The following is a 13,704-nucleotide window of genomic DNA, read 5'->3' as shown; positions in this document are numbered from 1 at the left end:
GCGCGGCAGCTGACATCCGCTAAGCTAGCCGCCCATGCCGACTCTCGTTCTGAACCTGTTCCCCATTTATGTCGCCGACCTGCCGGGTACAGCCCGTGGCGGTGAATTCGTGCGAGCCGGGTTTATCGTTATCAAGGAATCTCTATGACTGCTGGCCTGCAAGGCTCGTTGATGGTGGACGTCGCCGGTACCTGGCTGACGGCTGAAGATCGCCAATTATTGCGCCAACCTGAAGTGGGCGGCCTGATCATTTTCGCCCGCAATATCGAACACCCGCGCCAGGTGCGCGAGTTGAGTGCCGCAATCCGCGCCATTCGCCCTGATTTGCTGCTGGCCGTCGACCAGGAGGGTGGCCGGGTTCAGCGTTTGCGTCAGGGCTTTATAAGGCTGCCAGCCATGCGCGCCATCGCTGACAACCCGAATGCCGAATACCTCGCCGAACAGTGCGGCTGGATCATGGCGACTGAAGTGCTGGCCGTCGGCCTCGACCTGAGCTTCGCTCCGGTGCTGGACCTCGATTATCAGCGCAGTGCCGTGGTCGGCACCCGTTCATTCGAAGGTGACCCCGAGCGCGCTGCGTTGCTGGCCGGTGCATTTATTCGTGGCATGAACAGCGCCGGTATGGCCGCCACCGGCAAGCACTTCCCCGGTCACGGTTGGGCCGAAGCGGACTCCCACGTCGCAATCCCTAGTGACGAGCGCAGCCTTGACGAGATCCGCGCCAACGACCTGGTGCCGTTCGCCAAATTGAGCAAACAATTGGCTGCGGTCATGCCGGCCCACGTTATCTATCCGCAAGTCGATTCCCAGCCCGCCGGCTTCTCTCGCCGCTGGTTGCAGGAGGTTCTGCGCGGTGAGCTGCAATTTGACGGCGTCATCTTCAGCGACGACCTGTCCATGGCTGGTGCCCACGTGGTCGGCGATGCTGCCAGCCGTATCGAAGCGGCGCTGACGGCCGGTTGCGACATGGGCCTGGTGTGCAACGATCGCGCGGCCGCCGAACTGGCCCTGAGCGCCGCCCAGCGTCTGAAGGTAAAACCGTCCGAGCGCATCGCGCGGATGCGCGGCCAGTCATACGCCAACATCGAATACCGTCAGAACCCGCGCTGGCTCGCAGCGGTCGGCGCGCTCAAAGAAGCTCAACTGATCGAATAAGGGCTTTTCGATATGACGGTTTACGCGATTATCGGTGGCACCGGCCTGACTCAACTCGAAGGCCTGAGCATTCGTCAGTCATTGGCGGTGGACACCCCTTACGGCGCGCCTTCGGCTGAAGTGCAGATCGGCGAGTACGCCGGCAAAGAAGTGCTGTTCCTTGCGCGCCACGGTCATCCTCACCGTTTTCCGCCGCATCAGGTGAACTACCGCGCCAACCTCTGGGCGCTGAAGCAGGCCGGTGCCGAAGCGATTCTCGCGGTCAACGCCGTGGGCGGGATTCATGCCGCGATGGGCACCGGACATTTCTGCGTCCCGCATCAGTTGATCGACTACACCAGCGGTCGCGAACACACTTATTTCGCCGATAATCTCGAACAGGTCACCCACATCGATTTCAGCTATCCCTACAGCGAAGCCCTGCGTCAGCAGCTGATCGCGGCATTGGCGGCTGAAGGCGTTGGTTTTAGCAGTCAAGGCGTGTACGCCTGCACCCAGGGGCCACGTCTGGAAACCGCAGCGGAAATTGCGAAACTGGAGCGCGACGGATGCGACATCGTCGGCATGACCGGGATGCCTGAAGCGGCATTGGCTCGCGAGCTGGAACTGGATTACGCCTGTCTGGCGTTGGTGGTGAATCCGGCAGCGGGCAAGTCCACGTCGGTGATCACCATGGCCGAGATCGAGCAAGCGTTGCATGACGGGATGGGCAAGGTGAAGTCGACGTTGGCGCGAGTGCTGAAAAGCTGAGTTGGGTACCGGTAAACTTCAGTCACTTTAAGAAGCGTTGATTTTATGCTGACAATTATTGAGCAGCTTCATGAACTGCCGTGGACGGAGGCGTTCAGTCGTCGCTCTCTGGATAAGGCTTGCGGATACGCGCAGGACAACAGGGTGCAGATCCGCAAAGTCGAGGACACTTTCATCTTCGCGACGTGCAACGGCTCCCAAGGAAACGTCTACGAGCAAATCATTGAGCTTATCCAGGTTGTCGGTGAGTTTGAGCTGGCCTGCAGCTGCTCTTGTCCTGTGGTGGTCAATTGCAAGCACTGCGCAACCGTGCTTTACAGCTTGCAAGAACTCCCCGGGGACTCATTCAAAAGTGACGCTCCGGCCAAGCTGAATCTTGAGTTAGAGCGCTGGCTCGATGGTATTCCCCTTGAGACCGAAAATCGCGATGGGGTTGCTCAGAGTGCCGGCACGTGCTGGGTATACAAACTCAAAGCGGCGGCTTCCGGCCTCAATGGCGGGGCGACCACGCACCAGAAGAAACGGTTCTTGCACTGGAGCCCTTGTACTACCTGGACCGCGAGCGGATGGAGATCGGACTGCTGCAAGGCGAGTTGGACGAGAAACTGGCTTGCCATTTGTCATTGGCGCCTGAGATTCCGGCGCGCCAGGCCATGCAGTTCAGTCATCGCATCAGTGCTGTGACTCGCGTTGTGCCCCCTCCGCATGCACTGATCGAGCGGATAGTCGATGACATCGAACCCCAAGCCTTTCTGACGCTTGCCAGTACCAACCGTTTCAGACACTGGAAGTATGAGCCCGAGCACCGCGCCGCGTTGGCGTTTACCTACAACGGCCATGTGGCGGCGGACAAGAAATCCGCGGAACTACTGATTCTGTCCGGCACCGAAACCCAACGCACTCAACGCAAACCCGCGGCTGAAAAAGCCTTACGCCTGGCCTTGCAAAAACAAGGTTTCAAAAAAGCTACCCGTAAAAGTGATGCGTTGCCCGATAGCGCGGGTGAAATGTTTGGTATGCCGGATGACTCGGCGTGGATTGCCTTCGTGCAATCCGGAGTGCCCGTGCTCAGAGAGGCTAATTGGCAGATCAGCATAACCGACGGCTTTCATTTCAATTTTCAGCCCGTGGATGAATGGTATGCCGACGTCGAGGAGTCTCCGGGGCGCGAATGGTTCGATCTGCAGGTGGGCATCGTGGTCAATGGCGAGCGACACAGTTTGCTGCCGATCCTGCTGCAACTGTTGCGCAGGCAACCGCAGTTGATGGATCCGGGTAACCTGGCCTTGCGCGACGATGACGATCAGGTGCTGATCGATCTCAACAGTGGTCAACTCGGTGCCAAACCTGGCATCAAAGTCGCGCTGTCCCTCGGGCGGATCAAGCCGTTAATGGCTACGCTCAGCGAGTTGTATTTAAACGTGACCAGCGGTGATTCGCTGCGCTTGAGTGGCCCTGATGCGGCGCGCTTAAGTGCGCTTGAAGGCCTGCCATTAGTGTGGCAGGGCGGCGAGCGCTTGCGCGGTTTCGCAAAACGCTTGCGTGAATCGACTCAGCAAAACGTTGCTGCTCCGCAAGGCCTCAACGCCACACTACGGCCTTATCAGCTTGAAGGCCTGAACTGGATGCAAACCCTTCGTGAGCTGGAGGTCGGCGGTATCCTCGGCGACGACATGGGCTTGGGCAAGACCCCGCAAACCCTGGCTCATCTGCTGTTGGAAAAGCAGTCGGGTCGACTCGATCGGCCGGCGCTCGCGGTGATGCCGACCAGCCTGATTCCCAATTGGCTAGACGAAGCGGCACGCTTCACGCCGCAATTGAAAGTCCTGGCACTGCATGGCGCCACTCGGCAAAAGGACTTCATCAACCTTGCCGAATACGATCTGGTGCTGACCACCTATGCGTTGCTGCCGCGTGATCTTGAAGTTTTGCAACCACAGGTCTGGAGCGTGCTGATTCTCGATGAAGCGCAAAACATCAAAAATCCGCTCAGCTAGGCCGCTCAAGCTGCCCGGGATCTGGAAGCTCGGCAGCGTTTGTGCTTGTCCGGCACGCCGTTGGAAAATCACCTTGGCGAGTTGTGGTCACTGTTTCACTTCTTGTTGCCCGGCTGGCTTGGCGACAGTAAAACCTTCAATCGTGACTACCGTACCCCGATCGAGAAGCACGGCAATATCGAACGGATGCAGCACCTGACGGCTCGAATAAAACCCTTTCTGCTGCGTCGCAAGAAAGAACAGGTCGCCACCGAGTTGCCGCCTAAATCCGAGATTGTGCATTGGGTCGAACTCAGCGATGGGCAGCGGGATGTCTATGAAACCGTGCGTGTGGCGATGGACAAGAAGGTGCGTGACGAAATTGCCCGAAGCGGGCGTTGCGCTTAGCCAGATCATTATTCTCGATGCCTTGCTCAAGCTGCGTCAGGTGTGCTGCGATCTGCGGCTGATCAAAATGCCCCTGACGGCGAAAGCACTTCGTGCGGGCAGCGGCAAGTTGATCGGCCTGATGGAGATGCTTGAAGAGTTGCTCAGCGAAGGCGGCAAGATTTTGCTGTTTTCGCAGTTCACGTCGATGCTTGCATTGATTGAGGAAGAACTGCAGCGTCGAGGGATCGGTTATTCATTGTTGACGGGTGAAACGACGGATCGGCGCACGCCGGTCAAAGACTTTCAAGGCGGCAAGGTGCCGTTGTTCCTGATCAGCCTCAAGGCAGGCGGGACAGGACTGAACCTGACAGCGGCGGACACGGTGATCCACTTCGATCCTTGGTGGAATCCTGCCGTTGAAAACCAGGCGACGGACCGTGCTTATCGTATCGGTCAGGATAAGCCGGTGTTCGTCTACAAGATGATTGCGCGCGGCACGGTGGAAGAAAAAATACAGGCGCTGCAGCAAGAGAAGGCGGCGTTGGCCGGGGCGGTGCTTGAGGGTGGGACGTCGGGTGGATGGAAGCTTGAGCAGAGTGATATTGAGGCGCTGTTTGCGCCATTGCCAGATGTGAAATCCTGATAAAGGGTTACTTCAGTCAGTCCGAGTTGAACCCTTCGCGGGCAAGCCTCGCTCCTACGCGTTTTGAGTTGATCGCGACATTTGTGGTCAATACAAAACTGTAGGAGCGAGGCTTGCCCGCGATAGCGATCTTACAGTCGCCGCTATTTTTCGAGTTTCTCCGGCAGCGGCGCAAACAACGCTTCAATATCATCACTCTGCAACTTCCAGTCCCCGGTCTTGCGCCCATCCAGCACGCCGGCCGCCAAGTCGGATTTTTCCTTCTGCAGATGCTGAATCTTCTCTTCCACCGTGCCTCTGGCAATCAGCTTGTAGACGAACACCGGCTTCTCCTGACCAATGCGATACGCCCGATCAGTCGCCTGGTTTTCCGTCGCCGGATTCCACCACGGATCGTAATGAATCACCGTGTCGGCTTCGGTCAGGTTCAGGCCAACGCCACCTGCCTTCAGGCTGATCAGAAAGATCTGACGCTTGCCGCTTTGGAAGTCTTTTACCGGGGCGCGCCGGTCGCGGGTCTGCCCGGTCAGCAGGGCATAATCGACTCCGCGTTTTTTCAGCTCATCTTCAATCAACGACAGCATTGAAGTGAACTGCGAGAACAGCAGAATCCGCCGACCCTCATCGAACAATTCCTCTAGCATTTCCATCAGGCTGTCGAGCTTGCCGGACGTGCTGCCGCGAGTGGGCAGGGCGGCGTCATTGACCAGGCGCAAATCGCAGCACACCTGACGCAGTTTGAGCAGCGCCTCAAGAATGATGATCTGGCTGCGCGCCACGCCCTTGCGGGTGATCTCGTCGCGGACTTTCTTGTCCATGGCCAAGCGCATGGTTTCGTACACGTCGCGCTGGGCTTCGTTGAGCTCGACCCAATGGATGATTTCGGTTTTCGGCGGCAGCTCGGTCGCCACCTGTTCCTTGGTTCGACGCAGCAGGAACGGTTTGATCCGGCCATTGAGGTGCTGGAGTCGTACTTCGCTGGCGCGCTTTTCAATCGGCACACGGTAATCGCGGTTGAAGCTTTTCACGTCACCCAGCCAGCCGGGCAGCAGGAAGTGAAACAGCGACCACAGCTCGCCCAAGTGGTTTTCCAGCGGTGTGCCGCTCAGGCACAGGCGCTGACGAGCATTCAACTCGCGGGCAGCCTGGGCGGCCTTGCTGTTGGGGTTCTTGATGTATTGCGCCTCATCCAGAACCAACACGTGCAATGGCTGCGCCGCCAGACGTTCGACGTCCTTGGGCAGCAACGCATAGGTGGTCAGGATCAGGTCGTAATCGGTCAGGTTGTCGAAATGCTTTTTGCGACTGGCACCGTACAGCGCCAACACTTTGAGTTGCGGTGTGAAATGCGCCGCTTCGTCGAGCCAGTTAGGAATCAAGCTAGTGGGCATCACCACCATGCACGGCCGATCGAGGCGTCCAGCGTTCTTCTCACTGAGAATGTGCGCCAGGGTCTGTAGGGTTTTGCCCAGTCCCATGTCGTCCGCGAGGATCCCGCCAACTTCCAGTTGCCGCAACGACTGCATCCAGCTCAGGCCTTCCAGCTGATACGGGCGCAAGGTCGCGTTCAAGCCTTCCGGTGCGGTCGTGGTGAAGTCCTTGATGTCCCGCAGCCGCTGGGCAAAGGTGCGAATTTGCTCGCCACCCTCCCAGAGCAACGGCAGGTCTTCCAGCGGATTCAATCGCGTGGCATCGGCCTTGCTCAGGCGCAGCGTCGTTTCGCCGGGCCCTTGCAGGTAGAACTCGCCGAGGGTCGCCAGCACCGGTTTCAATCGACCGAAGGGCAGGGCGACTTGCAGCGGGCCGTACTCTGAGTTTGGGCGGTTGGGGATGTTCACCAGGATCAACTCATCGTCGCGACGTCGTGCGAGGCGTTCCGGGTTGAGGATCTCGGAGTGGGAGCGCATCAGGTTCAACAGGATCGGCAGCAGACTCAACCGTTCGCCGTTGACGATGATTCCCAGTTCCAGATCGAACCAGTCACGCTCCGGCGCTTGTTCGACAGTGGCGTACCAATCATCCACGGCAGTCAAGTCGAAACCGAAGTCTTCGTCGATCTGCAGCTCCCAGCCCTGAGTGCGCAACTTCGGCAGTTCATTGAGGGTGAAGGTCAGCCAGGCGCTGTCGTTGACCATCTCGAAGAGCTCGCCAGCGCTTTCCGGCAAGGCCTTGCTTTGCCGGGTGGCAATTTTGAAGCCGAGGATTCGCAGCTGCTCCCTGTAGGTCTGTTCGACTTCCGGGTGGCGTTTTATCCGTAACGTTTGCGTCTCCTGACGAATCAGGATGTCGGCGTTCTTCTGCCCGGAAACGTATTCATCCAGATAGCTGAATGACAACGCCGCGCGATGCTGAATATAACGCTGCATCTTGCCATTGCGCGGTTCGAAGGCGCTGAACTCGATGCTCGCCAGCCACAAGCGCGGCACCGGTTGCACGTTATCCACCAGCACCTGCGGCGGCGCTTTCGGGCTCCGGTTTTCCAACACCGCCTGAAGTTTTTCCAGTAGCTCCGCGTCTTGCGCCGCAGCGGGGTAGGCGAGGGTTTCCTGCACTTTCAGTAGCACCGCCGCGCAGTGTTTGCAGTTGCTGTGGACCGGGCAGGTGCAAGTGGCGTCAATCATCAGCAAGGTGGCTTTGGCTGACTCGCGCAAGCGAATGGTCTGACGGTAAACGTTACCGCCAGAGCCTTCGCAGGCGGCGATGATCGTGGCATCGCCGGCCTCGACGATCCTGACACGGTTCTCCAGCGCGTAGCGGCGGCCACGCTCCAGGCTCTGTTCCTTGAATCGGCTGACCCAGGAAGGGGCCAGGGGTTTGCTCAGGGTCGCAGGCATAAGGACTTCAATCAGTCCGGAATTTCATCGGGGACTGGCCGAGGCGCAGGGGCGGTCAAGGACGTGATCTTGATCAGCAAGCCGAGGTGGCCGTTGTCGAGGAAGTTCAGCTGGCCGTTCTTGGTGTGGCTTTCCTGCTTCAGGCGTTCGCTGGCGGTGACCATGCCGTTGGCGTCGATCTGGTTGACCCAGAAGTCGGCGTCGACGTCGGTGAACCGTCCCAGTGTCAGGTTCAGCGTGCCCTCGATCGGGAATTGGCCGAACTGTTCTTTGCCCTCGCTGATCGCGACTTTGCTGGTCTCTTCACCGAGAGTCTGTTGCCAGGCCTTGTGCAGCAACACCGTGTATTCATTGCTGGCGGTGAGTTTTTCCACTTCGCCATTGAGGCTCGGCGTGCGCAGGCTGTCGGGGCTGATGGGCTGCGCTCCGGCCGCCCAGTCTTCCGGTGCGGCGCGGCTGACGATGGCGGGCACGGCGTTTTGGCGGACCAGAATCATTTCAATCTGATACAGGTCATCGGCAAATGCCGTAGGGGCGACCAAGGTTATCAACAAGGTCAGTGAGCGAAACAGGCGCATGCGGCGTCCTTCAAGCAGTTTTCGGAATGAGGTGCTCAAACAGCGCCTCTACAGTATTAAAGCGCTCTTCCGAGCGTTCCATCGGCACCTGGAATTTAAACATCGTGGCGCCTTCGAATTTGTAACGTTTGGGCTGGCTCTGGATCAGCTTGATCAGCGTCAGCGGGTCAACCGGGGTTTGCGCCGCGAACTCGATTCGACCCCCTTGCGGGCCGCCGTCGACTTTCTTGATGCCCAGTAGCTCGGCCTGCAATTTCAGTGCGGTGATGCGCATCAGGTTCTTGGTCGGCTCCGGCAACAGGCCGAAACGATCGATCATCTCCACTTGCAGGTCCTTGAGGCCTTCCTCATCGGTGGCCGAGGCGATGCGTTTGTAGAGAATCAGTCGAGCATGTACGTCTGGCAGGTAGTCCTCGGGAATCAACGCCGGTACTCGCAGATTGACTTCCGGGCCGCCACCCAGCGGTTGATCGAGATTAGGTTGTTCGCCCTTGCGGATCGACTTCACCGCGCGCTCGAGCATTTCCATGTACAGCGTGAAACCGACGGCCTGGATTTGCCCGCTCTGCCCGTCGCCGAGCAATTCGCCGGCGCCACGGATTTCCAGGTCGTTGGTGGCGAGCACGAAGCCCGCGCCAAGGTCCTGTGTATTGGCGATCGCTTCCAGACGTTTTTCCGCATCGGGAGTGATCTGCTGACGCGGCGGCGTCAGTAAATAAGCGTATGCCTGGTGGTGACTGCGACCGACTCGGCCGCGCAACTGGTGCAGCTGCGCCAGGCCGAACTTGTCAGCGCGCTCGATGATGATGGTGTTGGCGCTCGGCACGTCGATGCCGGTCTCGATGATGGTCGAGGCGATCAGCACGTTGAAGCGCTTGTGGTAGAAGTCGCTCATCACCTGTTCGAGATCGCGTTCGCGCATCTGCCCGTGGCCAATGCCGATCCGCGCCTCCGGCACCAGTTCGGCGAGGTCGGCGGCGCATTTCTCGATGGTCTTCACATCGTTGTGCAGGTAATAGACCTGACCGCCACGCAACAGCTCACGAAGCAAGGCCTCTTTGACCGTGCTCTTGTTCTGCTCCATGACGAACGTCCGTACCGACAGGCGACGGGCCGGTGGCGTGGCGATGATCGACAAGTCGCGCATGCCCGAAACCGCCATGTTCAGCGTGCGCGGAATCGGCGTGGCGGTCAGGGTGAGGATGTCGACTTCACTGCGCAGGGCCTTGAGCTGTTCCTTCTGACGGACACCGAAACGGTGCTCTTCGTCGATGATCACCAACCCCAGGTTTTTGATTTTTACGTCGTCTTGCAGCAGCTTGTGCGTGCCGATGACGATGTCGATCTTGCCTTCGGCCAGATCCGCGACCGCAGCATTTATTTCTTTGGTCGACTTGAATCGGCTCATCACTTCCACGCTCACCGGCCAATCGGCGAAGCGGTCGCGAAAGCTGTTGTAGTGCTGCTGCGCGAGCAGGGTGGTCGGCACCAGAATCGCCACCTGACGACCGCCGTGTACCGCAATAAACGCTGCACGCATCGCCACTTCGGTCTTGCCGAAACCGACGTCGCCGCAGACCAGGCGGTCCATCGGTTTCGGCGCGAGCATGTCGGTGCGCACCGCTTCGATGGTGGTTTGCTGGTCCGGAGTTTCTTCGAACGGGAAACCGGCGCTGAAGGTTGCGTAATCGGCTTTCGGGTCGGCGAACGCATAACCTTCGCGAGCGGCGCGGCGGGCATAGATGTCGAGCAGCTCGACGGCGACGTCGCGCACTTGTTCGGCGGCTTTGCGTTTGGCTTTCTGCCAGGTCTCGGAGCCGAGACGGTGCAGTGGGGCCAGGGCATCGTCGCTGCCGGTGTAACGAGCGATCAGGTGCAGGTTGGCCACCGGCACGTAAAGCTTGGCGTTTTCGGCGTATTCAAGGGTCAGGAATTCGGCGGCCTGATCGTCGATTTCCAGAATCGTCAGCCCGAGGTAACGCCCGACCCCATGATCGATGTGCACCACCGGCGCGCCTTCGCGCAGCTCGGTGAGGTTCTTGATCACGGCATCGTTGTTGGCGTCGGCGCGTTTCTCGCGGCGACGGCGCTGCATCACGCGCTGGCCGAACAACGGGCTTTCGGCGACCAGGGCCAGCGCCGGGTTGTCGAGCACCAGACCTTCGTCGAGCGGCGCGATGGTGATCGCCAAGCGCTCCTTGCTCGCGACGAAGTCCGGCCAGCTGTCGACGGTTTTCGGTCGCAGCTTCAGGCGTTCCAGCAATTCCAGTAGCACTTCACGACGGCCCGCGGACTCGGCGGTAAACAGCACGCGACCGGGGAACTCGTCGAGGAAACCCGCCAGCGCCGCCAACGGTTGAGTCGCCTTGGCTTCGATGGCCAGGTTCGGCAGCTCCCGGGCGGGGAAGCGCTCGCGGCCGACGCCGGTTTCAACGTCTTGTTGACTGGCGACCACGCGCGGCCAGTTCTTCAGTCGAGCGAAGCAATCTTCCACCGGCAGGAACAACTCGACTGGCGGTAGTAAAGGACGGGCCGGATCGACGCGGCGCTCTTCATAACGATTGCGTACGTCGTTCCAGAAGTTTTCCGCCGCCTGCTCGATGCCCGGCAAGGAAAACACTTGCGTGTCCTGCGGCAGGTAATCGAACAGCGTGGAGGTTTCATCGAAGAACAGCGGCAGGTAGTACTCGATACCGGCCGGTGTGATCCCACTGCTCAAATCCTGAAAGATCGGGCAGCGACGAAAATCCACATCGAAACGCTCACGGAAGCGCGCCTTGAAGCGGGTGACAGCGTCTTTCTGCAGTGGGAACTCGCGAGCTGGCAGGAGGCGAACCGTTTCCACTTTGTCGATGGAGCGCTGGTTTTCCGGATCGAATGTGCGAAGGGTCTCGATTTCGTCGTCGAACAGGTCGATGCGGAAAGGTAATTTGCTGCCCATCGGGAACAGATCGATCAGCGAGCCGCGTACGGTAAATTCGCCGTGCTCGTAGACGGTATCGACGTAGCGATAGCCGCTGGCCTCAAGCCGGGTGCGCATTTGCTCGACATCGAGCTTCTGGCCGATGTCCAGCACCAGGCTGCTGCCGAGCAGGAATTTGGTCGGCGCCAGGCGATGCAGGGCCGTGGTGATCGGCACGACCAAAACGCCATGACTCAGCTCCGGCAATCGATACAGCGCGGAAATTCGCTGGGAAATAATGTCCTGGTGCGGCGAAAACAGATCGTAGGGCAGGGTTTCCCAGTCCGGGAAATGCAGCACCGGCAAATCCGGGGCGAAGAAGCTCAGCTCCTGTTCCAGCCGTTCGGCACTTTGGCTGTCGGCGGTCAGTAGCAGGGTAAAGCGCTTGGCCGCGCTGGCGGCCTCGGCGATGGCCAGGCTCAGGGCGGCACCGGGCAGATTGCCCCAGTGCTGTTTACCTGCCGCGGCAGGGAGAAGCGGTAGACGCAGAACGGGCACGGAAGGTTGAGCTCCAAGCGTTGCGACAAAGTCGGTAATTGTAGCGGTCTCAGGTGCCGGCTGTCAGTTGCAGATATGTCTATTACGCGGGTTGGGCGAAATGTAGTGGTAAAGACAAAATCCGGCCGTTTTTTAGTGAAAACTACCGATTATGTAGTGGCAAAACGAACAGGTGTTACGGATGGTTACGGATAAGGCAGCGCTGCCCCCAAAAAATTGACGGCGCTGGAGGCCCCGGTTTTAATGGGCTTTAGCGGTGTGTGGTTTTTTTGAAGAGGATTTTGTTACTGGCCGCGCGACAGGCGCGCATTGCTACGGGAGGCACTCGGCGGCATAATGTAGCCCCTTTTTTCTGCCCCTACATGTGGAAGGTTCCCGTGACTCAGAAGCCCGACCAGTGTCTTGGTGAATGGATCGACCGTGAAGCACTCGCAGAAGCGATGATTCCGCTTATCGGTCAGCTCTACCGCAACAACAGCGTGGTGAGCTCGATCTATGGCCGCAGCCTGATCAATCGTTCAGTCATTGCGATTCTCAAAGCCCACCGCTTTGCCCGCCATCGCCAGTCCGACGACAGCGAACTGTCCGTCCACGAAACATTTCCGCTGATCAAGGCCATGAGCGAGCTCAAGCTCGGCGCCGCTTCGGTAGACTTGGGCAAGCTTGCAGTCAAGTTCAAGGCCGAAGGCAATGGCCGCACTGCCGAGCAGTTCGTCCGTGAGGAAATGGCTGACGTCGTTGGTCAGCAAAACATTTCCGCCCGCAAAGGCACCGACGTTGTTCTGTACGGCTTCGGTCGTATCGGCCGTTTGCTGGCGCGCATCCTGATCGAGAAAACCGGTGGTGGCGACGGCCTGCGCCTGCGTGCCATCGTCGTCCGCAAGGGCGCCGAGAACGACCTGGTGAAACGTGCCAGCCTGCTGCGTCGCGACTCGGTTCATGGTCCGTTCGATGGCACCATCACCATTGATGAAGCCAACAACACCATCACCGCCAACGGCAACCTGATCCAGGTTATCTACGCGAAAAACCCGACCGAAGTCGACTACACCCAGTACGGTATCAAAGACGCGCTGCTGGTGGACAACACCGGTGTGTGGCGTGACGCCGAGGGCCTGGGCCAGCACTTGGCTTGCCCTGGTATCGATCGCGTTGTTCTGACCGCGCCGGGTAAAGGCAAGCTGAAGAACATTGTTCACGGCATCAACCATGGTGAAATCACCGCTGATGACAAGATCGTTTCTGCCGCTTCTTGCACCACCAACGCCATCGTGCCGGTGCTGAAAGCGGTTAACGACAAGTTCGGCATCATCAATGGACACGTCGAAACCGTTCACTCGTACACCAACGACCAGAACCTGATCGACAACTTCCATAAAGGCGATCGCCGTGGCCGTAGCGCCGCGTTGAACATGGTGATCACCGAGACAGGTGCTGCCACCGCTGCTGCCAAGGCACTGCCTGAACTGGCCGGCAAGCTGACCGGTAACGCGATCCGCGTTCCGACGCCAAACGTGTCGATGGCCATTCTCAACCTGAACCTTGAGAAAGCCGCCTCCCGTGAAGAGATGAACGAGTACCTGCGCTACATGGCGCTGCACTCCGATCTGCATAAGCAAATCGACTACGTCAATTCGCAGGAAGTGGTTTCCACCGACTTCGTTGGCTCGCGCCACGCAGGCGTGGTGGATGCTGAAGCAACCATCACCCAAGACAACCGCGTTGTTCTGTACGTTTGGTACGACAACGAATTCGGTTACAGCTGCCAGGTGGTTCGCGTGATGGAAGACATGGCCGGTGTAAACCCGCCAGCATTCCCGCGCTAAGCATTAGCTGCACATGAAAACGCCCCGACTTTGGTCGTAATGCTGTTCACTTAAGCATTTGAGTCCAAGCCGAGGTTCACCGAAAATCCGAT

7 protein-coding genes and 1 pseudogene are annotated in these 13,704 nt (G+C 59.0%); 4 read left to right on the top strand and 4 right to left on the bottom strand.

Translation table 11 applies throughout. The annotated features are described in order from the left end of the window. Positions 1–156 precede the first annotated feature (156 nt). Both nagZ and QK293_RS20450 read left to right on the top strand, forming a co-directional pair. Positions 157–1,155 carry a beta-N-acetylhexosaminidase gene (nagZ, locus tag QK293_RS20455; RefSeq protein ID WP_282380499.1) on the top strand — a complete coding sequence of 333 codons (999 nt, stop codon included), beginning with the start codon at positions 157–159 and terminating at the stop codon, positions 1,153–1,155. A gap of 12 nt (positions 1,156–1,167) precedes the next feature. Then, on the top strand, positions 1,168–1,905 hold the full coding sequence (locus QK293_RS20450) for an S-methyl-5'-thioinosine phosphorylase (RefSeq protein WP_282380364.1): 738 nt from the start codon (positions 1,168–1,170) through the stop codon (positions 1,903–1,905). A gap of 27 nt (positions 1,906–1,932) precedes the next feature. On the opposite strand, the gene QK293_RS20445 is transcribed toward QK293_RS20450, so the two are convergent. Continuing rightward, positions 1,933–2,205: a hypothetical protein gene (locus QK293_RS20445; protein WP_282380504.1), complete on the bottom strand. Its 273-nt coding sequence runs from the start codon at positions 2,203–2,205 to the stop codon at positions 1,933–1,935. On the opposite strand from QK293_RS20445, the pseudogene QK293_RS20440 reads away from it, so the two are divergent. Continuing rightward, positions 2,188–4,914, top strand: a pseudogene (locus QK293_RS20440) (DEAD/DEAH box helicase). The gene QK293_RS20445 and the pseudogene QK293_RS20440 overlap by 18 nt on opposite strands. A 143-nt stretch (positions 4,915–5,057) precedes the next feature. Here QK293_RS20440 and QK293_RS20435 read toward each other — a convergent pair. The 3 genes from QK293_RS20435 to mfd are packed head-to-tail and all read right to left on the bottom strand — an operon-like array spanning position 5,058 to position 11,786. Then, positions 5,058–7,748: a DEAD/DEAH box helicase gene (locus tag QK293_RS20435; RefSeq protein WP_282380362.1), complete on the bottom strand. Its 2,691-nt coding sequence runs from the start codon at positions 7,746–7,748 to the stop codon at positions 5,058–5,060. Between the two features lie 11 nt (positions 7,749–7,759). Then, positions 7,760–8,326 carry a CsiV family protein gene (locus tag QK293_RS20430; RefSeq protein WP_282380360.1) on the bottom strand — a complete coding sequence of 189 codons (567 nt, stop codon included), beginning with the start codon at positions 8,324–8,326 and terminating at the stop codon, positions 7,760–7,762. 10 nt (positions 8,327–8,336) lie between these two features. Then, the gene (gene mfd, locus QK293_RS20425; protein ID WP_282380358.1) at positions 8,337–11,786 is read right to left on the bottom strand and encodes a transcription-repair coupling factor; all 3,450 of its coding nucleotides are present in this window, start codon (positions 11,784–11,786) and stop codon (positions 8,337–8,339) included. Positions 11,787–12,148: 362 nt separating this feature from the next. Here mfd and QK293_RS20420 point away from each other — a divergent pair, with 362 nt between their 5' ends. Next, positions 12,149–13,612, top strand: a complete 1,464-nt coding sequence (locus QK293_RS20420; protein ID WP_282380356.1) for a glyceraldehyde-3-phosphate dehydrogenase — start codon at positions 12,149–12,151, stop codon at positions 13,610–13,612. The last annotated feature ends 92 nt before the right edge of the window (positions 13,613–13,704 follow it).

The sequence above is a fragment of the Pseudomonas sp. AL03 genome, assembly GCF_029960815.1.
Taxonomy (GTDB): Bacteria; Pseudomonadota; Gammaproteobacteria; order Pseudomonadales; family Pseudomonadaceae; genus Aquipseudomonas.
The sequence above is the reverse complement of the archived record's forward strand: the minus strand, read 5'-3'. Positions and strand labels throughout refer to the sequence as shown.